This is a genomic window from Pseudomonas sp. Pme6b (genome assembly GCF_058129925.1).
Genome location: NZ_JBYJZN010000001.1, coordinates 1 through 20,385 on the forward strand (window position 1 = coordinate 1; position 20,385 = coordinate 20,385).

General features: G+C 57.3%; 16 protein-coding genes, 3 pseudogenes and 1 other annotated feature. Of the genes and pseudogenes, 8 read left to right on the top strand and 11 right to left on the bottom strand.

All coding sequences use genetic code 11. The features are described from left to right. The 3 genes and pseudogenes from AC4ANE_RS27675 to AC4ANE_RS27685 form a co-directional block, all read left to right on the top strand. A partial coding sequence (locus AC4ANE_RS27675; protein ID WP_460409061.1) for a replication initiation protein occupies nucleotides 1-1,314 on the top strand: 1,314 nt, incomplete at its 5' end. A 138-nt stretch (nucleotides 1,315-1,452) separates the two neighbouring features. Next, on the top strand, nucleotides 1,453-1,878 hold the full coding sequence (locus tag AC4ANE_RS27680) for a LexA family protein (protein ID WP_010209623.1): 426 nt from the start codon (nucleotides 1,453-1,455) through the stop codon (nucleotides 1,876-1,878). Further along, nucleotides 1,856-2,098 (top strand): annotated as a pseudogene (locus AC4ANE_RS27685) (Y-family DNA polymerase); the annotation flags it as partial. The gene AC4ANE_RS27680 and the pseudogene AC4ANE_RS27685, both read left to right, overlap by 23 nt. 180 nt (nucleotides 2,099-2,278) lie before the next feature. On the opposite strand, the gene AC4ANE_RS27690 reads toward AC4ANE_RS27685, so the two are convergent. The 7 genes from AC4ANE_RS27690 to AC4ANE_RS27720 form a co-directional block, all read right to left on the bottom strand. Next, nucleotides 2,279-3,487 (bottom strand): IS91 family transposase, encoded by a 1,209-nt coding sequence (locus AC4ANE_RS27690; protein ID WP_460409062.1) that lies wholly within the window; start codon nucleotides 3,485-3,487, stop codon nucleotides 2,279-2,281. A gap of 1 nt (nucleotide 3,488) precedes the next feature. Further along, nucleotides 3,489-3,752, bottom strand: coding sequence for a hypothetical protein (locus AC4ANE_RS27695; protein ID WP_460409064.1), 264 nt, complete (start codon nucleotides 3,750-3,752; stop codon nucleotides 3,489-3,491). 269 nt (nucleotides 3,753-4,021) lie between these two features. Beyond that, nucleotides 4,022-11,104, bottom strand: coding sequence for a XopAD/skwp family type III secretion system effector (xopAD, locus tag AC4ANE_RS27700; RefSeq protein WP_460409066.1), 7,083 nt, complete (start codon nucleotides 11,102-11,104; stop codon nucleotides 4,022-4,024). A gap of 535 nt (nucleotides 11,105-11,639) precedes the next feature. Next, nucleotides 11,640-12,278, bottom strand: coding sequence for a recombinase family protein (locus AC4ANE_RS27705; protein WP_031597920.1), 639 nt, complete (start codon nucleotides 12,276-12,278; stop codon nucleotides 11,640-11,642). 40 nt (nucleotides 12,279-12,318) lie between these two features. Beyond that, nucleotides 12,319-12,738: a type II toxin-antitoxin system VapC family toxin gene (locus tag AC4ANE_RS27710; protein WP_002556053.1), complete on the bottom strand. Its 420-nt coding sequence runs from the start codon at nucleotides 12,736-12,738 to the stop codon at nucleotides 12,319-12,321. Then, nucleotides 12,735-12,992, bottom strand: a complete 258-nt coding sequence (locus tag AC4ANE_RS27715) for a FitA-like ribbon-helix-helix domain-containing protein (RefSeq protein WP_003381346.1) — start codon at nucleotides 12,990-12,992, stop codon at nucleotides 12,735-12,737. The genes AC4ANE_RS27710 and AC4ANE_RS27715 overlap by 4 nt, the downstream gene beginning before the upstream one ends. Before the next feature lie 372 nt (nucleotides 12,993-13,364). After that, on the bottom strand, nucleotides 13,365-14,111 hold the full coding sequence (locus tag AC4ANE_RS27720; protein WP_460409068.1) for a hypothetical protein: 747 nt from the start codon (nucleotides 14,109-14,111) through the stop codon (nucleotides 13,365-13,367). Nucleotides 14,112-14,206: 95 nt separating this feature from the next. Here AC4ANE_RS27720 and AC4ANE_RS27725 point away from each other — a divergent pair. Beyond that, nucleotides 14,207-15,429, top strand: a protein-coding gene (locus tag AC4ANE_RS27725) for an IS3-like element IS51 family transposase (protein WP_095178853.1) whose coding sequence is annotated in 2 segments (ribosomal slippage) — nucleotides 14,207-14,492 and nucleotides 14,492-15,429 — 1,224 coding nt in all. Because the reading frame shifts where the segments join, the coding sequence is not laid out codon by codon here. Beyond that, nucleotides 14,485-14,601, top strand: a sequence feature (AL1L pseudoknot). It overlaps the preceding gene by 117 nt. 36 nt (nucleotides 15,430-15,465) lie before the next feature. Here AC4ANE_RS27725 and AC4ANE_RS27730 read toward each other — a convergent pair. The 3 genes from AC4ANE_RS27730 to AC4ANE_RS27740 all read right to left on the bottom strand — a co-directional run bounded on the left by AC4ANE_RS27730 (nucleotide 15,466) and on the right by AC4ANE_RS27740 (nucleotide 16,923). After that, nucleotides 15,466-15,597 (bottom strand): hypothetical protein, encoded by a 132-nt coding sequence (locus AC4ANE_RS27730; protein ID WP_460409069.1) that lies wholly within the window; start codon nucleotides 15,595-15,597, stop codon nucleotides 15,466-15,468. Nucleotides 15,598-15,958: 361 nt separating this feature from the next. Beyond that, nucleotides 15,959-16,240, bottom strand: coding sequence for a hypothetical protein (locus AC4ANE_RS27735; RefSeq protein ID WP_004666803.1), 282 nt, complete (start codon nucleotides 16,238-16,240; stop codon nucleotides 15,959-15,961). Next, nucleotides 16,240-16,923 carry an AAA family ATPase gene (locus AC4ANE_RS27740; protein WP_002556051.1) on the bottom strand — a complete coding sequence of 228 codons (684 nt, stop codon included), beginning with the start codon at nucleotides 16,921-16,923 and terminating at the stop codon, nucleotides 16,240-16,242. Before AC4ANE_RS27740 ends, AC4ANE_RS27735 begins: the two co-directional genes overlap by 1 nt. A 334-nt stretch (nucleotides 16,924-17,257) precedes the next feature. On the opposite strand from AC4ANE_RS27740, the pseudogene AC4ANE_RS27745 reads away from it, so the two are divergent. From AC4ANE_RS27745 to AC4ANE_RS27755, 3 genes and pseudogenes are all read left to right on the top strand, one after another. After that, nucleotides 17,258-17,518, top strand: a pseudogene (locus AC4ANE_RS27745) (TraR/DksA family transcriptional regulator); the annotation flags it as partial. A gap of 37 nt (nucleotides 17,519-17,555) precedes the next feature. Further along, nucleotides 17,556-17,777, top strand: coding sequence for a hypothetical protein (locus AC4ANE_RS27750; RefSeq protein WP_005620871.1), 222 nt, complete (start codon nucleotides 17,556-17,558; stop codon nucleotides 17,775-17,777). 10 nt (nucleotides 17,778-17,787) lie between these two features. Continuing rightward, nucleotides 17,788-18,084: a hypothetical protein gene (locus AC4ANE_RS27755; protein WP_031599208.1), complete on the top strand. Its 297-nt coding sequence runs from the start codon at nucleotides 17,788-17,790 to the stop codon at nucleotides 18,082-18,084. A gap of 635 nt (nucleotides 18,085-18,719) precedes the next feature. On the opposite strand, the pseudogene AC4ANE_RS27760 reads toward AC4ANE_RS27755, so the two are convergent. Beyond that, nucleotides 18,720-18,938, bottom strand: a pseudogene (locus AC4ANE_RS27760) (recombinase family protein); the annotation flags it as partial. A 394-nt stretch (nucleotides 18,939-19,332) separates the two neighbouring features. On the opposite strand from AC4ANE_RS27760, the gene xopAF reads away from it, so the two are divergent. Further along, nucleotides 19,333-20,175, top strand: a complete 843-nt coding sequence (xopAF, locus tag AC4ANE_RS27765) for a XopAF/AvrXv3 family type III secretion system effector (RefSeq protein WP_002556048.1) — start codon at nucleotides 19,333-19,335, stop codon at nucleotides 20,173-20,175. Nucleotides 20,176-20,385: the final 210 nt, after the last annotated feature.

Consider the following 20,385-nt stretch of genomic DNA (forward strand, 5'->3'; position numbering starts at 1 on the left):
ATGAGCCACGACCACGCGATCAGTCTTGCCCGCGCGACCTCACCCACGGCCAACGCCGATCCGCTGGCCAGCAGCACCCACCTGCCGCCTGCCCGTTTCTTCGAAGACGGCACTGCGCTCAACCGGTTATTGCTGGAAGCGCCGTACATGGCGCGGTGCAGTGACGACAAAACCGCGACTCGCGTCCGTCCTCGTGAATACGCGCTGCGTTATCCCTATATGCAGGTCAATCGCCCCGGCATGGTGTCTTGGCTGGTGTTCGACCTGGACCATGCCAACGCATTAGCCTGGGACGATGCTGGGTTGCCCGCGCCTAACCTGATGGTGCGCAACCGCAAGAGCGGTCACTCCCAGCTGTTCTATGCGGTGCCGTCCGTATGCACCACTGAGAATGCACGGACCAAGCCCATTCAGTACATGAAAGCGATCTATGCCGCGTTTGCCGCTCGCCTCGACGCGGACGTGGACTACCACGGTGGCCCTGTGGCCAAAACACCTGGCCACCCTTGGTGGGAGACGACCGAATTTCATAGCCACGTGTACGAACTGGGCGAACTGGCGAGCGCGGTGGAGTTGACCGTCAAACCCTGGGCCACAGCTCCCAAGCTTGACCAGGTCAGCCATTCGCGGCACTGCATCCTGTTCGAGCAGCTGCGTTATTTTGCGTACAGCATCGTCAATCGCGAGCGCGAGCTGGGTTCGTTTGAGTCCTTCATGCGCTCGCTCGATGCATATGCCTACAACCACAACAGCTTTCTAAAGCAGGGGTTTTCGGAAAACCTGCCGCTGTCATCGATACGTGCCACGGTCAAATCCGTAGGTCGCTGGACGTGGGATCGGTACACCGGTGATCGTCGCTGCCATCGAGGCGCAATGCAGCTCGATGGCAGCTTGTCGCTCACCGAACGGCAGAGCCTGGCGGCCAAGCGCACCAATGAGCTGCGGCACAAAGCCACAGAATCGAAAATCCGTGCTGCGTGCAGGCAGCTTCAAGACCAGGGCAAGGCACTGGTACGTTCTGCCATTGCAACACTTGCCGGCGTTTCGGTGAGAACGGTGGCCAGCTACACGCACATCCTCACTGAAGTCGCCCAACCATCCACTGTGAGTGTTCTCAGGGCTACCCGTCAGCCTGCCAAGGCTGCGACTGGGGCACATGGCCCAGTCGATTCAACTACCCCACAACCCGCTCCGGGCCAGGCTGCAAATCGTCGCGCTCCAGGTGTGCAATCCGGTGTACATCAGATATCTGCGGTGCCGAAGGGGCCGCAAGCTGGAGAGCCGTTAAAAAAGGAACATGACGATTGTTCATGATGGGGAGTGCGCGAATGATTTAAGTGCGGCCTGACAGTGGTCTATGTGCTGTTGGTCGGCTTGAGTTGACGGGTGATGGCAGCGCGCCGTTAACTGTGCGTCCATACAGTTAACTCTGTTCTCAGTCAGGTTTGCTTCATGAACGTCAAAATACTCGGTCGGTTGTGCGAGTCCGGAAAGGTCATACCCTTCTACACTTTCAAAATCCCTGCCGGTTTTCCTAATCCTGCTGCGGACCACATCGAACAGGACTTTTCATTCGACCGACTGATGGATTTGCGTGCGCCTCACATCTACGTGGCCAAGATCGATGGCGACAGCATGGAGGGCGCAAAGATTTTTCATGACAGCCTGGTGGTCGTAGATCGTTCGCGAAAGCCGTCCAGTGGCAGCATCGTGATCGCGGCACTGAATAATGAGCCACTGTGCAAAATTCTCATCCTGCAGGGCGACCATGTGGTGCTGAAGTCAGCCAACCCTGCCTATCCGCCTCGGCATATCCTGGAAGGTGAAGAGCTGTCGATATGGGGCGTTGTGCGACATGGCGTCACAAGCTTTGAGTAACAAGCCAACGCCGGTGTTTGGACTGGCAGATGGGAACGCGTTCTACGCGAGCTGTGAGCGAGTGTTCCGACCCGACCTGGCCAAGGTGCCTATCGTGGTTTTGAGCTCAAATGACGGCTGTGTCATTGCACGCAGCTACGATGCAAAACCTTACGTGAAGATGGGGGCGCCTTATTTTCAGATAAAGGACGTGCTGCGACAGTACGGAATTCAGGCGTTCATGCATAGGAATTTCAAAATGCCTATGCATGAACCTGACGCTGTGAAGGAGGCGTCATGCCTTCATAGCGATGCGTAGGAAGACGCTGATGCGTTACTTATGCAGTGAAAATCCCTATAAATAAGCGTTAACGCAGGTTATTTAACCGCGAAGCTTAGGTGCGGACGCACCTTCCCCCTGTCAGGGCTTCACGTACCTCATCTGCGCGATCGCCTGAGCGTTGAGGATCAGTCCCTGCACCGTCAGCCCGCTGATTGCCGCCGTGTATACCATCCGTGCGCCACACAGCACGCAACGGAACGGATCGACGTTTAGAAAGGCTTTGGCCATCGGCGCAAAATACAGCTTTGGTACCGGTCCTGGCGTCGCCATCTTCAGTGCTTCATACACCTTCGGCAGGTATTTCCCACACACCCGATTGGCCAGAAAACCAAAATACCGGATCATCCGGAAATGCTTTTCCGGGATGTGCTGCACCACCCGGCGCAGCATGTCGGCCTGGCTCAGCGTTTCCTGCTGATAGGTCTGCGTGCGGTGATCCAGGTAGGTAAAGCTCAACGTGGCCCCGCAGGTGTAATGGGCCAGACGACTGCCCGAGATCGGCGGTTTTTTCAGGTAGCGGCCCAGGTAATTGACGGTCTTTCGGCCGTTTTCCGTCTTCTTCGACAAGTGGATGTGCCAGTGCTGGCCGCCAGCGGTCAGTATCAGACGGCGCCAGTCGCTTTCACAGAGGATGTGGGCCAGCTGCGGCGGCATCGTCAATTGCGAAAGCGGCTGTCCCAGCAGGTAATCGCGCACCAGCCACATCCAGCGCCGCCGCAGGGCCTCTTTGTGGAACGACAGATTTTTCCAGACGCCCTGCTCATCCAGGCCGCCCGCGGTCACCGACAGGTGGACGTGGGGATGCCAGTTGAGCCGCCGGCCATAGGTGTGCAGCGCCCCGAAAATCCCGACGCGCAAACCGCGCCGCTTGGCGGCGTAGATCAGGTTATCGGCCGCCAGCCGAAACAGCGCATCGAGCAGCCAGCGGTTGTAGAAGAACAGGGGCCACAGCGTGTCGGGCAGCGTGAACACCAGATGCTGCCAGGGGCAGTCGGGCAGACGGTTGTTTTGCACGGCGATCCACTGGTCGGTGGCCTTTTTGCCGCAGGAGGGACAGGCCCGGCAATGGCAGGTGTTGCACAGGTATTTGACGTGCGGGCAATGCTCATTGGCACAGGTGTAGTGTTTGACGCCCAGTATCGAGGTGCCGCAGGCGAGCATTTTGCTGATCGACTCCACTTCGATGTGGCGCAGACCGCCGGCCTCCAGCAAACCTGCCCAGCAGCCGTTGGCCGTGAAGAGGTTTTTGAGCGGTCGAGGTTTGTAAGCAGGCGGTGCAGAGGCCACGTCAGCAGGATGGCTCCTCATCGTGGTGAATGACGGCGGTGATGGCAAATCCGCCTGGCCCTTCTCTCATCGAAACGCTTACGCAAGAAGCGTCGGGAAACCTGTCGTTCAGATACGCTGTCTGGCAGCAACTACAAAGATCGACATCGAAGGAAAAGTCGGTATCGGGCACGAAGGTAGTATGCCCGGCGCGTTGGAGACGGGTCTGCTTTGCCTTGGCTTTTGCCCGGTTCGCCCGTTTACGTTTTTTGGTTTCTGACGCCATGTGTAAGCCTGTGCTGAGGAGGGATCGACTCAATTTCGGCTATGATAACCGATTTCGAAATCCCACAATTTGCAGCCGCAGGCTGCCCTGTTCTGTAGCTGCTCGATCCGGTCGTCCGTAGCGTTGTAACGAACGTTTCCCCAGAGCCGCGCGTCGAAGTCGTCGGCCAGCTTGTTGAATACAGGTGTAAGCGACTCTTGCTTGCTTGCGGCAACGTCGAACAATATTTGTGCTGGCGATGCGTTTGCATTGAATCGCGTTGGCGTCCTCTACTGTGACAGCGCCACTTGCGGTGTGCTGCTCACGCCTGCACGGAATTTTGCGGCGTCTTTGCGATTGTTTGGTTGGGATTTGAAAGCCGCAGCTTTCATTGCCAAGGCCGGGACGTTCTCCTCCTCCCAGTCGTCGATATCGTCGCACTCTGGCGGCGAAGGCACGAGTCTGAAGGCGTCTTGCGCGGGCGCCTGCACTTCTCGCTGATCAGTCAGTGGGGCGCCCTGAAACTGCAGCGCATGGCTGTGCTTGTAAAGATCATGGAATTGCTCCTTGAGCCTGAAGGTGTCGGGCGTGTGGAACTGGATCTCCCAGAGCGCACCTTCGGGACTGCGCATCGTGACATTGACCGCTTTGAAGGCTGGCCGGTGCTTGGCAAACAGGTTGTTCAGCTTGACGCGCACATGGCCCTGATCGTCCAGCGAGGCCAGCACACCGCGCAAGCCAGCGGTGAAGTGCTGCGGATCCAGTACCACGCTGTAGCGCAGCGCGTCGTTCACGCCGGCCACGGCATCTTCCAGGGTCTTGTTTTTCAAAGCCATCTGCTGCATTAGCTTTTCTTTCAACGAGCCGACCGACTTCAGTTGATGGTCCATGCCCGCCAGTTGCCCAGCATGGGACTCGGCGACGCGCCTCAGCATGCAAGTTACCTTAGGTTCCATCTCGCGAGCACGCGTCAGTAAGCTCTGCGCCTCAAGCGCAATGTCCTCTGGCTGCACGGCGCGCAGGCGCTCGGCGGGCGGTGGCGGTGGGTCGATCAGGCCTGCTTGCTGCAGCGAGTGTAGCGCGTCTTGCATGACGCCCGCAGCCATCGTCGGCATGTTCTGCAGGTCCACCTGGGTCTGCTCGGCGTCGAAGCGACCATCATGCATGGCCCGAGCAGTCACCTTGCCATACGGTACGCTGCGAACCCGATCAGCGAACCCTCGCTCGGATCGTTCGCACGACTCCACGATCTTGGCGAACAGCGCCGTGCCGGTGTCAGACTTCAGCGCATCGGTGCCCACCTTGATCGCGATGGTGAAGAGGTTGCGCATGCTCAGTTCCGGCTCGCCGGGGATGAGCCCCGGTTGCCCGGCCGGGAACTGCGCGTGCGAGAGCCTGCACACCGGGTAGTTGTCGATGATGGCGTGAATCCGTGCCTCAGTATCAGGCGCAGCAAGGTACGCCTGGGCGAGGCGTGGGAAGGCCTCGCCCAGCGCATCCGGCACTTCGGCACGCGATGATGCCCCCGGCTCCAGTCGAAGCAGTTGTGCATGCAGGAGCTCGGCGGCTTCACGTGCCTCGGGCAGGTGGGCGCGCCCGATGGCGTTGTATGCCTGGTTGCGCAGTTCCGTCAACACCTGAGGATCTCTGGCTTTGCCGTCGAGTGCTACACGTAGACCGTTACGCAGGTCGCGCTCAATGCCGTCATAAGTGCCGAACATCATATTGCGCGCCATTGCCTCACGCAGGTGGTCAGGCTGCGCCATGAAGCGCGCTGCCAAGGTGCTGGCCGCCCCCATGATCTGGCCTCCACGTTGCAGAGACATGATCTCGGACAGCCGCCCCGCCTGGTAATGGCCGTTGTCAGGATCAATGGCCGGCGTGGCCGTTTTCGGCGGCTTGAAGGAACGTGGCTGGCCGCGGCGTACCTCGCGATCAGCCATCTCGCGCGAAATCAGCGCGGCCAGCTTGGGGTAGCCCGCGTACACGAACGCGTCGTCGCCGTCGGTGTCCATGTTGCGCTTGCGCAGTTCCGGGATAGGCAGTGCGCCCATGCGTCCGGGCTCCACGATGTCCTTGAGCCGCAGGCTGCCGGTGCTGAGCATGTCCTGCGGCACGGCACTGCGGTCGCGACCGGTCGTCCAGCGCGATAAGGTCTTGAGGTCCTCCTTCGAGCAGGCCAGATCCATGTCCGCAAAATTGGCTGGCCAGTTCTTTGATGGCACCACGATGAGCATGCCCTTGCTGTGCAGCATCTCGGCATCGCTGCCCGATCTGTCGTCGAAGCCTGTGTAGCTGTACTGGATACCAAAGGACTGCGAGAGGAATTCGGCGGTGGCGTCGCTCTGCGCCACTGTCGCGACGCGTTCTTCCGGCACGGGCAGCAGGTTCTCCTTGTCGTAGGGCGGCTTGCCGATCAGCAAGGCGCCGCCTGCGGCGTCGAAGGCCTGGCTGCGCTCGCTCGGTAGGTGCACCTTGTCGTCGGCAGCAGGCACCGCCCTGACTCTTTGGCCCTGGTAGCCGCCGCTGGTGGCCAGTTCGTACAACGTGAGTTGACTCAACTCCGACGGCAGCGCCTGCAACCGGCTCTGCATCGCCTCGCGCGCCTCCTGCAGTGCCGCCTCGTCACGTGGGAAGTGCTGCAGCGCCTGCGGTGCCAGCCGCGTGGGTCCCTTATCCTTGGCAATCAGGTCACGCTGCTTCTGGCTGGCCTCACCGGCCTGCACTGCTTGCCAGGCAGAGAAGTACTCACGGAAGGCCGGTATGCGTAGTGCCACCTCCAGCTTCAGGAAGCCGCAACCATCGTTGGGGCACAGCGCCAATGCATGCCCGTCCGGTGCTGTTGGCTTGAACGGGTGCGCAGGGCCGCTGACGTCTTCAAAAAATCCCAGACGCAGTGTGCCCTCAATGACGTGATCGGTCGGCACCATCTCTAGTAGCGAGCGCTGCATCCGCGACCAGTCTTCGCGCTGCGGGGCAAGCTTGGCGATGAGCTGCATCAGGCTACTGCCCGGCGCGGTGTCTGTATAGCGCATTGCCGGCAGCAGCGACGGTGCTCCGGATGTGCCGGACAGCAACTGGGCGGGGCGACTCGTGTTGCCTCGCGTGGCGCGGCTGCCGCCGAACATGTCAAAGCGCCAGGGTTCGTCCTGGTAGGTGAGCGTACGCGCGAGCATGAACGTCGAAATCGCCCCAGGCAGTTGGACCTCCACCAGCGGCAAGCCCGTCAGCCGTGTAAACAGCGAGTACGGCTTGTTCGTTTCGGTCGCATTGGTCGACACTTCCTTGCCACGCAGATCGACCACGATGTGGGTCGTGCTGCCGTTGCCGGGTGCCGGCGTGACGGGTTCGCCGGGTTCCGACCGCATGCTCAGGCGCCCGGTGTCAAGGTCGAACTGGCTCGGTGGATGGGCCTGCGTAATCTTCTTCGCTTCCTTCGCGAGGCGCAGGTCCAAGGCGTCAAATACGATGTCACCGGCCTCGATCTGCGCGATCAAGTTCCAGCTCATCTCGCCGAGGTCCTCCTCGATGGCCTCGCGTGTCCGCTCCAGCGTCCTGTCAACCCATTTCCCCAACTCTTCGCGACGTTGGCGAATTTCCTGGCGCGAGCCTTCGATGTGGCGCGGCTTGCATTGCCGGCTCACCATGCTGTAAGCCTTGAGCACCTGGAAGAAGGTCAGCGCCGGGCATCGAGTGGCGTACTGTTCGAGGTCGGTCGAAGACGGCGGGACACCGCCGGTAAGGTACAAGTCGATCTTGCGCTCGATGATGGGCTGCAACGTATTGAACACGCGCAATGCGTGCCCCCGATGGCGAGAGGTCAACTCTGGGCTGCGGATCAACGGCAAAAATCCCATGCACAGGCTGCCGAGACCCTCAAGGTTGGTTTCCCGTAATCCGTCGTCCTGCGCGAGCACCGCAACCCGCTCCAGGGCCGACCGCGCCAGCGGACGCATCTGGCGATGGAGTTGCGCCGATGAAAGGGCCTTGAAGAGCATACCAATGTCTTGCGCGGAGGCAGACTCAAAACGCTCACGGTGCAGCTCCAGGTGCCCGGCCATTGCCAGCAGTTTGGCGCGTCCCAAAATCTGGAACTGTTCCTCATCCAGGTGCAGCAGACGGGACATCGCGTTGGCCACCATGGCGAGCTCACCCATCTCGAACTGCTGCCACGGCAACTCTGCCGAGCCGGCGCGTTCGGCGAGCAGCAACACTGCCGGATGACACGCCGGCCTTCCGAGGCATCTGCTCAGCGCATTGAGCAACACAGCCACGTGGTGCCCATCCATGGCTTGTCGCAGATCGTTGTCCTCCGCCAGCCTGCCTGCCAAGACATCGGTGGCCTTCTCGCAGTTCGCACGTTCGGGCCATTTGCTCAAGGCGTTGAGTGCTTGAGTCACGCCGATAGGACTGAGGGCGTTGCACAAACCGCGCTCGTCGGCCAGCCGCCAGGCCAGCGCGTTGGCAGCGTCCGCGCAGTCCGGCGTGTCGGGCCATTTGCACAGGGCGTTGAGCGCGTTAGCCAGTTCTTGCGGGTTGAGGGCGTTGCGCAAGTTGCGATCATTGGCCAGTCGCGAGGCCAGCGCGTTGGCAGCGTCCGCGCAGTCCGGCGTGTCGGGCCATTTGCTCAGGGCGTTGAGCGTGTTGGCCACGCCTTTCGGGTTGAGGCCGTTGAGCAAGTTGCGATCATTGGCCAGTCGCGAGGCCAGCGCGTTGGCAGCGTCCGCGCAGTCCGGCGTGTCGGGCCATTTGCTCAGGGCGTTGAGCGCGTTGGCCATGTGTTGCGGGTTGAGGGCGTTGCGTAACTCGCGATCATTGGCCAGTCGCGAGGCCAGCGCGTTGGCAGCGTCCGCGCAGTCCGGCGTGTCGGGCCATTTGCTCAGTGCGTTGAGCGCGTTGGTTATGTGTTGCGGGTCTAGAGCATTGCGCAATTGGGACTCGACTTCCAGTCGCCCGGCCAGCGCGTTGGCAGCGTTCTTGCAGTCCGGCGTGTTGGGCCATTTGCTCAGGGCGTTGAGCACGTTAGCCACGCCTTGCGGGTTGAGGGCGTTGCGTAACTCGCGATCATTGGCCAGTCGCGAGGCCAGCGCGTTGGCAGCGTCCGCGCAGTCCGGCGTGTCGGGCCATTTGCTCAGGGCGTTGAGCGCGTTGGCCATGTGTTGCGGGTTGAGGGCGTTGCGTAACTCGCGATTGTTGGCCAGTCGCGAGGCCAGTGCGCTGGCGGCGTCCGCGCAGTCCGGCGTGTCAGGCCATTTGCTCAAGGCGTTCAACACGTGGGCTACGTCTTGCGGGTTGAGGGCGTTGCGTAACTCGCGATCATTGGCCAGCCGCGAGGCCAGTGCGTTGACGGCGGCAGTGCAATTCGGCGTGCCAGGCCATTTGCCCAGGGCGTTCAACACGTGGGCCACGTCTTGCGGTTTGAGGGCGTTACGCAAGTTGCGATCATTAGCCAGTTGCGAGGCCAGCGCCTTGACGGCGGCAGTGCAGTCCGGCGTGTCGGGCCATTTGCTCAGGGCGTTGAGCGCGTTGGCCACGCCTTGTGGGTCGAGGGCGTTGCGCAAACCGCGCTCGTCGGCCAGCCGCAAGGCCAGCGCCTTGACGGCGGCAGTGCAGTCCGGCGTGTCGGGCCATTTGCTCAGGGCGTTGAGGGCGTTGCCCAGTTCTTGCGGTTTGAGGGCATTACGCAAGCTGCGATCATTGGCCAGTTGCGAGGCCAGCGCCTTGACGGCGGCAGTGCAGTCCGGCGTGTCGGGCCATTTGCTCAGGGCGTTGAGGGCGTTGGTCAGTTCTTGCGGGTTGAGAGCATTGCGCAAACCGCGCTCGTCGGCCAGCCGCGAGGCGAGTGCGTTAGCGGCGTCCGCGCAGTCCGGTGTGTCGGGCCATTTGCTCAGGGCATTGAGCACGTTGGCCACGCCTTGCGGGTCGAGGGCGTTGCGCAAACCGCGCTCGTCGGCCAGCCGCGAGGCCAGCGCCTTGACGGCGGCAGTGCAGTCCGGCGTGTCAGGCCATTTGCTCAGGGCATTCAATGTGTTTCCGAATTCTTGCGGTTTGAGGACGTAGCGCAAGTTGCGATCATTGGTTAGTCTCAAGGCCAGTGCGTTGGCCGCGTCCGCGCAGTGCGGTGTGTCGGGCCATTTGCTCAGGGCGTTGAGCGCGTTCGCGACGCTCTGCCCATCCATCGCATGACGCAAGCGGCTTTTGCTTGCGAGCATATCAGCAAGCAAGTACGCCATGGATTGGCAGTCCGGATTGTCGGGCCACTTGCTGAAGGCATTAAGTGCCAGGCCGATGTTCTGCGCGTCCAGCGACGACCGGGCAGGATGGTTACGTTGCAGGTGACGTGCCAGACGAGCCACCGCGCGTTCACACCTGCCGCTGTTGAAGTTCTTGGCGAAGGCGTTCAGGAGTAGGACTGAGTGGCGGCCATCCAGTCCCGATAAATCATCTGCCTGATTGAGCTGTCCGGCGATCCACGCGATTGCATCCATGCACGCTTGCTGGTTTGGGTGCTTGCTCAGCTTGTTGCCCACATGGGCCAGCTGCGTCAGAGATGCACCGTCAAACCACTTGGTCTTGCAGAGATACTGCGCCGCAACCTCCGTGCAACGATCGAGCTCGCTATGCGTTACGCCTGCCCCTGTGGCCCGCCTTGCATTGGCAATCATCAGAAGGTATTTGTCGAGCCACTGCGCATTGGTTTGCGCGTTGACGTTCTCATCCAGGAAAGGCAGCGCCAGCCCGCAACTGATGTGACGCGCCAGCGCGTTTTTCTTTGCCACCGACACGCACAAGCGAGCGTTGTGGTTCTGAGGTACTCGGCTGGGGGCACTCAGCCATTTCCGATACTGCTCTCGCTGTTCCTGCAGCTGCTCTTTTGCAGCTGGATCGAGCTGATGTTCGGCCTGGTGAAGATCCGCCGCCGTCCACTCCAAGTCATGCATTGGCCGCTTTGGCTGCCGATACGGCTCTCGCTCTTCCCGAGGTCGTTTTCCTGCCGCCCGGTCGAACGTGTGTTCGGCCAAGCGCGCCTCCCAGCCATGCGTTGTTCTTTGTGGCCTACGATGCGATGACGATGCACTGACGTCAGCGGGCGCTCTGTCATGGGGCCGCTCGGACTTGGTACGATGTCGGTCGGTGATATCGTTGCGCAAGTGCGCGTGAATGGCAGGCTGTTGCCGAGCGTCCCTGTCCCGTGCGCGGCCACCGGCTCCAGGTTCATCCTGCTCCACCCGTCGCCGTTTGGCCGGCTGCCGCTCATTGCAACTGGTGCCGGTACTGGCTTCCGGCTGATCCCCGGTCCGCTTGAGCTGGTCCTCTTCACTGAAAGACCGGTTTGTGCTCAATGCGTTTAGATTGACGTTGGGGATTTTCATGCCTGCAATTAGTCCATCCGAACGTAGTCGTTGTCACGGTTGAGTTGCACTGGGCCGTGGTTCTTGGCGGTCAAGGCGTTGTTTACTGACGCAATACGACCTTTAGCTCTTGCACCTGATCTTCGTACCGACGCTGATATTTGAGCGAGGATCCGCTCCTCCAACATGGCCACCTCAGTGGCGCGTCCAGCCAAGGTGCCGTTTGGCCGCTTCACGCCTCGCGTTCGAACTGCAGTGATGTCTCTGCGCGGCTGTGTAATGAGCGAGCCAGCCTCTTGCCGGGCCTGCTGAGCGGTTGGCTATTTTTGCAGCGTTGCCTTAAAGAAAGAGGGTTTTGACCGCTGACGCTGAAGTTATGTAGCCACCGAATTTTCATTAAAAGTGTCGCGTTGTGTGGCCTTTTGGACGGATTCGGTTCCTTGCGAACGTGGGCCAACGCCAAAGCTTTTAAACGTCGGTGGGTGGCATATCAGGGAGCAACGAAACATCAAACGCGCGACGCCCGGGAGACCGTGCGTGAAAACGAGGGTTCTTGCTACATTCGGACCTTAACTTTAGCCTGGTTCTGTGCCCAGACACGCTTTACCTGGCTGACACTGACCCCGGCCAGCCTTGCAGTTTCCGCAATGCTACATCCACCGCTTTTAAGAGCGATGACCCGTTCATGCATTTTGGTATCCGGTTTACGCCCAGCGTATCGACCGGCGCCCTTGGCCAAGTCGATGCCTTGGCGCTGTCGCTCTCGCCGGTCCTCGAAGTCGTCACGCGCTATTTGCAAGGCCACACGCAACAGCATGTCTTGTACGCCTTGCAACACCACCTTGGCGACACCACTGGACGCCTCGGTCAATTGCGATAGATCGACGATTCCAGGCACTGCCAGGCGTGCGCCCTTAGCCCTGATCGCGTCCACAAGTTTTTCTGCTTCGACCAGAGGAAGACGGCTGATTCGGTCGATCTTTTCCGCAATGACGACTTCACCCGGTTGCAGGTCCTCAATCATGCGCAACAGCTCGGGACGGTCGGATCGAGCGCCCGAGGCTTTCTCGCGATAGACCGCAGCTACGTAGTAGCCTGACTCTCGAGCATTGCCAATAATCGCTTCTTGGCGCTGCAAGTCCTGGTCTTCGGAACTGACACGCAGGTACACCCGCGCAACGTTGAGAGTCGTCATACTTTAATCCTTTAGATACGTTCCTGATTCAACACGACGTTTACGTTTCCCAGGGGTTAATGACGTTCAACCCGGCAGCCTCAAAAGGGCCAGTGTCACGGGTGGCGACGGTGAAGCCGTTGGCGAGGGCGATGGCTGCAATGAAGGCATCTGCCGTTTCGACCGCCAACCCGGCTGCGCGGGACTTGGCCAGCAGCTCGGCATAAGCCTTCGTACAAGTCATATCGAACGACAGCACCCTATTGGCGAACATCGGCAGCAGGTGCTTTTCCAGGTTTTCACGCAAGCTATCCTGGCGTTTTCCGACAGGCATCAGCGCGATACCTGCACGCAACTCGGCTACGGTGATGGTGGACAGATAAAGCGTTTCCAGCGCTTGTGCGTCGATCCAGTCAAGGACGTGGGCATTGGGCTCTCGGCGCTGCGGTTCTGAAATTACGTTCGTATCGAGCAGGATCATTCAAAGCTCACCGCACGGGCCGGAGACGTGATGCGCGTGTTCTCAAACAAGGTATGTTCTTTATCGGTCAGACCACCAACCTCACGGGCAATAGAAGCCAGGAACGAGCCAAGTTTCACACGTCCCTCGGGTCTCGCCGCCCGCTCCAAGATGTCGCGTATTTCGGCCTCGGTGCTGCGCCCGTGCAGGGCAGCTTGGATGCGGATGGCCCGATGCACTTCATCGGGTAGATTTCTTACGTTCACGTTTGCCACTTGGTAGTTACCAGTTTTTGCCATCAGTGCTATCACTATATGCTTTTGATACCATAAATCAAGAATGCTAGGAAGGTCCATTTAGGTACACCCATAGAGCCATAGCTGATAAGCCATGGCTCTATGGGTATAACAGCAAGCCTATAGAGCCATCTTGGAAAGAACCACCCTTTTGAACCATACCGAGCGCGAGTGGCGGGGTTTAGGTTGTTTTTCTGTTCCGTTACTCCCCAAACCCCGTGGTGGAAGATTCCGGCCATTACGACGACTGAAATCAGCTTAACGTACTGTAAAATCCGTTTTTTGAGGCGACCCCTAAAGGGACGGTTTTTTTATAACCATCGTATTCTGTGGTTTAGGCGGGGTGGGGGTCTAGCGTTGGTTGGGTTCGGCAAATACCAGAGATAGATGATCGATACTTGATAGCTCGGCTCGGTATACCTCAAATTGGCTGCCGTCTCTATTCTCCACGGTGCTTCTGAGCGGGTAGGCGCCGACAAAGAACGCATGTACCTGTTCTCCGGCCTTGATCGCTTTCTCCAACTCATCAATTTCTGTCAGAAAAGCCTTTCGGCGTCGGGACTCGTCGATACGCTTCTGTGGAACATACGCCCAGATACGGTATCGCTTCTTGTTCACCCACACCAATTCGGTAAAGCGCAGGCCCACGCCTTTGCCTGCGTATAGTCGTAGATCATCGATCAGGCCGTGATAGATCAGTCCGGTTTCGTCTTGGAAATACTGGATATTCTTGAAAAAGCGGGTAAAGGTTTTGGTCTTGTCTGCAATGGTCAAGAGCTGGTTCTTGCTGGCGTTATCTTCGGACAGGTAGCAATCCACCACCAAATCCAAATAGCGCGTGCGGGTACTCGTCTTTCGCCTGCTGCCTGTCTCGTCATCAGTCCCGCTGGTCGTGGTTTCGCCTCCCCCCGCAGCGCCTTTACGGGGACAAGGAGATAAATCTAGCTCAGTTGGGAAGTCGCTGGGTTTGAAGTCGTCCTCTTGCCCCGCTGGCGAGCGGCTCGGGGCACTGGATGCGCCAGGCTGTAGAAAATCACAATCTGATGCATGTGTATCTTTAGTGCGAAAGTGCAGCGCCCGTTTTGATTTGCGCGCCATGTATATACCGACGGGGGTGAGTAGTGCGCGGCAGCGCTGATCCTCTGAACCGCCCCGGGTTTCTCGGAGACTCCAACCTTTGAGAGGATGGAGCGATGAAAAAACTACCGAAGTATTCCCCAGAGGTCCGTGAGCGGGCCATCAGGATGGTTTTCGAACACCTTCCTGAGTACGAGTCGCAGTGGGCCACCATCAGTGCCATTGCCCCCAAGATCGGCTGCACGCCCGAGACATTACGGCTGTGGGTTCGCCAATCTGAGCGCAACAGCGGCCAGCGTGATGGGCTGAGCACAGTCGAACGTGAGCGAGTCAAGCTCTTGGAGCGTGAGAACCGTCAGTTGCGTCAAGCTAACGAGATCTTGCGTAAGGCCTCAGCCTATTTTGCCCAGGCGGAGCTCGACCGCCCATTCAAACGATGAAGACGTTTATTGATGAAAACCGCCAGTCTTACGGGGTCGAGCCGATTTGCAAGGTGTTGCCAATCGCCCCGTCGACGTACTACCGGTACGCTGCTCAGCAGGCTGACCCCAGCCAGCAGTCAGCGCGTGCGCAGCGTGACCAGGAACTGGGTGAGCACATCCAGCGAGTCTGGGATGAGCACTTCCAGGTATATGGCGTGCGCAAGGTCTGGCGACAATTGCTGCGTGACGGACTGCAAGTCGCCCGCTGTACGGTGCAACGTCTGATGGGAGAGCTGGGCCTGCAAGGCGTGGTACGCGGCAAGCCCGTCAAGACGACGGTCAGCGACCAAGCCAGGCCGTGCCCGCAGGATCATGTCAACCGTCAGTTTGTGGCTGAGTGCCCGAACGCCCTATGGGTATCGGACTTTACCTACGTCAGTACCTGGCAGGGTTTTGTTTACGTGGCCTTCATCATTGATGTCTTTGCCCGATTCATCGTCGGTTGGAAGGTGTCCAGTTCAGCGCGTACCGATTTTGTACTCGATGCACTGGAGCAAGCCCTTTACGCCCGTCGCCCAGTCAAGCAGGGTGGACTCATTCACCACAGTGACCGTGGCGTGCAGTACGTGTCCATTCGCTATACCGAGCGTCTTGTCGAAGCCGGTATTGAGCCATCGGTCGGGAGTGTCGGTGACTCTTACGACAATGCTTTGGCTGAGACCATCAATGGTCTTTACAAGGCTGAAGTGATTCATCGACGCTCTTGGCCCACACGGGGGGCGGTGGAGCTGGAAACCCTGAAATGGGTGGACTGGTTCAATCACCGCCGCCTGCTGGAGCCAATCGGTCATATTCCACCGGTCGAAGCAGAAGCAATCTATTATCAGCAACTCACCGAGTCTGCCCAGGTGGCATGACTCAAACAAAAGGGTCTCCGAGAAACCCGGGGCGGTTCACTCGCAGAGAAAGGTCAACTCTTGTGCATAGTGCTCGCCGTCTTCGTTGGTATAAAGATCGCGTGCTTGGTAGGGCGACAACAATTTTTTGAGTTCTTCGCAGTGGGCGCGGCCAAACTTCATCGCCATGGTGCGGGTCTCCATTCGCCATAGGCGGTAAAAATACATTCTCAGAGCCTGTTCAGTAGGGCTTGAGCAGCTTCTTGATCGAGGGGGCTTTCATGATTCTGGCAGTCTGTTAACCGTAGGAATATTTTATCACGTCTTAGTTAGGGGTCGGTTCCGGCTGGGGGGCGAGATAACACCCTAAGCGTTTTCGCCGTTGGGCCGGAGATATTCGCCAGTCAGCAATATGGGATACGTGAATGCGGTTTTCAGCCTTATGGGCAAGCGAATCGAGCAGCTTGCAGGGTGATAATCAGGTCGTCCTACGGAAATTTAGGCGGTTTGTGATTAAAACCCCATATAGGCCCATTGGGCCTATATGCACCTATTTTTTACCATCCCGCTTCTTAAGGATCTTTTTTATCTGCCAATTAATCCAGGCAGTGCGACTTAGCCCGTCGTCAGCGGCGGCGGCATCGATCTCATCCAACATCGCTTCCGGCAAGGTGTGACTGACCTGTACGCGCTTGCCACGGCGCAGTCGTTTGGGACGCCCTTCTAGGTCAGGCGCGCCTTGGATGTAGAGGTCAGCAGCTACGGAGTCAGTTTTCGAGGCTGGCTTATGAATAGCGTTATCAACCGCTTTAGGGGGGCGTGCAAGTGCCATTACGCTGCATCCTCATTCGGTTTTGATCCGCAATGCATATGTATTAGATATTTAATTAAAGCATCGATTTCGGCGATTGCTTTACCATCTTTGGGGCTGTACTCCCATACCCCCATGCCTTGGCCTGTGGCATTGCTAACAGCCTTACGTGTACGGAGCGGGGTATCCACGTAAGTAAGTTGTGGGTACTCCGAAACCCATTTAGCCGCTTCAATATTGTCGAGTGCCAGAACGCCAGGGTCTGCCTGGCAGAGGACCGCATAGGCGGGGAAGTCGTCGCGAGTGCTACGCGCGTCTTCCAGCAGAGGCAACATCTCGTCAAAGGCCCACATGTCAAACGAGCGAGGACGGAACGGTATGATCACTGCATCGCATAAAACCAATGCCGCACGCATAGCAGAAGAATCGAAGCCACCCACGTCGATCACGATATCGTCATAGTCGCCCTTGCGCAGCATCAGCTGGCTGCGCAGCGTTGGACCATCAATATAAGCGTCGCATGCCAAGGCAGGCTCGATCCCTTTGGTATACCGGTGTGTGATGGCTTTCTGCGCAGTCTTCTGACGGTCGCCATCAATTACCCACACCTTGCGCCCTTTGAGCGTCAAACCGATTCCCAAGCTGACTGCAGTAGTGGTCTTACCTACGCCACCTTTCGTATTTGCCACAGCATAAATTGTCATGTCCACCTGCCTTGATGTTTATATAATATGCTTTTGATATGTATTTTATTGCTCATGACTAGCGGTAAAAAGCGTATTCATGAGCTCAATACATAGTATATGCATATGCATTACAGCGTAAACCCTAATATAGCTCTGGTCATAGATCGTGGTCTGGATTACCCAGTTGCCGCAGCTCACCTCGGGAGATCTCATCCGGTATGGTGAAGGAGTACCTCGGTTGTAGGGGATTTAGGAGCAACGGAACCAAAAATCAACGTAAGGTGTGATTAGCGTTCGCTGATTCCATGAACATTGGCGGTTACCATCTTGTTCCAGGCTGTCGGGTTATCATCCCCACCCGGACGAAGCAGACTTTGCTTCCGATGAGGAAAACAGAGCTGTGGCAGCAAGCATGATAGAAAGGGACAGACAGACGTTGAGCCATGTGCTTAAGGCCCTGGAAATTCTCGCTCTGGGCGACTACGGTTTTTGTCAGGATACTGGCGAGGCCATAGGCGTAAAACGCCTGCTACTGGTCCCCGAGTCGTTGTACTCGGTCGAATCGATGCGGGCGCTGGAAACGAAAGGGATGCACCAACGTCAAGTGACCTAGCAAAGCCGCCGCAGCGAAGCGATCTAGGAGAATTGCGATGACTGCAAAAAATGTCGAGCGCGATGTGGCTATCTCAGAGCTTGCCAACCATTTGGAGCGTGATCTAATGCCTTGTCCAGCAGGGCGTACCGCACTGCTGACGTGGATAGAAAAAAAGCTGGCTCACGTAGCGCTCAATCCTGTACCCACAGCCGCTGATGCTACGTGGTTGATCGAAAGCGCTTATATCCAATGGGCCGCTGCACAGCCAAAGGGCTAAGGAACATTCTATGAACGCGATTGCTACCCCTGTCATGGGGTTCATAACGTGTACTGAGCCGCTTCAGGCCAAAGGCAATGGGTATGACTATCCCATTCTGGTTCGGATCGAATTCGAGCGACAGTCAGATGATTCAGTCCAATTGATTTCTCGGGGAGGGCACACAGGAACACTGATCACAAATGCTAGAAGGGTGAATATCTCAAGCCACGACTGGGACAACCGCCCGTATGACCCGCTTGATAGCCTCGTCCTGAACCGGTGGGCTTTTTCAAAAGCGGGCTGGGTGCTTCGTGACTATGAGTAGGTGTAACGACCTGCAATCGAAATGGCCTCGACCTGCAATCATCGAGTTTTTCGACCGGGATTGATTGCGGCTATTCGAGCCAGCAAACCGGGATTATTTGCGAATGAACCTGCAGTCATCTGGTTAGACCTGCAATCGACCGTCATGAACCGAAATTATTTGCGAGTGACCACTCGCCGTTTCTGTCTCATTTAAGTACACCCTTGCGGGACGCGTGTCTGAGGCGTTTTTAATGTCTAAATAGGGTTGATTTTCATTTTTGATATAGCACGGTCACAAAATCTAGAGCCTAAAGAGATAAAAACGCTATTGGGGTAGAGGGCTGAATCTTGTGACCGCCACTATGGTGCTGTGGAACACAGGGTTTGGGAGTAACGAAACAGAATGTGCACTTAGCCCAGTGCCTGAAGACCACTGTTTGATGGACGCTAAATCATCGGTTTCTCAGTCGCATTTAATCCTGGTCGGTTGCGCTCGATTGCAGGTCGAAGTGGCTGGATGCAGGTTCGTTTGCAGTCAATGCTGGTTCGCGGTGCCGGATAGACGCAATCAATCCCGGTCGAAAAACGCGATGACTGCAGGTCGAGGCCATTTCGATTGCAGGTCGTTACAAGTAGGTCAGTGCCCTTAACCGACTAACGTTGCGCCAGCTCGTCGCGGACCTTCATGACGGTCGTAGTTGAACACGCAGCGTGCCTCGCTACGGCGCGGATCCCGAGACCTGCAGCCAGCAGCTCTCGCACTCGGTTACGCAGTTCTGCGTCTACGGGTCTGCCTTTGTAGACGCCTGAAGCTTTTGCCTTCTCAATCCCTTGTGCCTGGCGCAGTCTTCTTTGCTGATAGGGGTTGTAAGCCGGAATCCCAGAAATTTCCGTCACCCAGTGCCAAGTCCAACCACGAGTACATCCAGGCGGCGGTCTCGACGAAAGCGACAGACCTTATGCATAGGAATTTCAAAATGCCTATGCATCAAGATGGAACTTTTTCTTGCCCGCTACCACCCATTTTTGTTTTGCAGGTTCAGTTTCCTGCAAGCCCGTAAGCGGAGAAAATCAGCATATGGTGGGTATCAGCAGAGCAGGGTCATCTGGCGCTTATTTTGGTGGGTACACAGATCCGCCACGAATGCATCTAGGCGGCGGTTTAGGCGAGAGCGAAGACTTGACAGCGCAACTATTTCTGCATCGAAATTCACCATGAGCTACAGATGATCTAAGAGTTTAACCCTATTCTAAAGAGATAATTGTTATGGGACTATGTATTTCAAGACCGTCTAGTAGTAGCTATCGTGAAAACTTGGAAACTTCTGCAAGTTCTCCGAACACCAGGCCTACTTTTGGTCATCAACCCGCGTCTACGAGCTACAGAGCATCAGACGAGATGAATGAACGTCCTGCAAAGTTTTCTCATTTTCAACTTGCACGACGTGGTGGAAATTATACCCTTAAAATGGTTTCTTTAGACGCTTATCAAGCAGAAAGACGGCACAGTGGCAATGCAATAAAGGATCGCAGTGAATCTACATTCCCGTGGGTCCGTGTCTATCACTCTAAAACAGGTTTGGATTACAGCTTTCAGATCGACAGAACCACTACTGTCAAAGTGGCGGGGTTCAACGGCCTTACACCCAACGACGAAGGGACTCGGCATCTATACAGTGCTGGCACGAGTCAAATAAACATGCCTGTTGTCACAGATAACATGACTGCTTGTATTGCTGTTGCTTGTGCTGCAGAAAACGTGGATGCTGACACGGGTGAACGTATGCGGGGCGCGCAGGTCCGCGTATTCCATCTGCTCCCTTTTTGTCACGAAGACCTTGTGCCAGAAGAGGTTTTAGCGTCTATACGCGATTATCTGCAAAATGCCAGAGCACAGGGTCTGACAATGCGTGTCGCCATGCATGGTGGGGATAGAGAGGGTGATTTTTCAGTTAGCACGGCGGATGCATTGAAACAGCTATTTGCAGATGAAGGGATTCCTCTAGAGTTCGACGAGACCTGCGCAAACAGAACTTCTGACACTCTGCTGGGCGCTGTTATTTTAGATGACAACTCGACTCACTTTATAAAACATTTGGTGACTGGCTAACTAAACCAACACTAGGTGTAACCTTAAAATGAAAAATCCCCAACCTGCAATCAGCGCGGTTTTTGACCAGGATTAATTGCGACTGACCAGATGGGGCAACCAGCATTAACTGCGAATAAACCTGTATTGAACCGCGCTGAAGCGGTAAATCCAACGATCGTATCACCGGCCACCATCTGGCGAATATGATCGTGCAGACGCTCTAGAAAT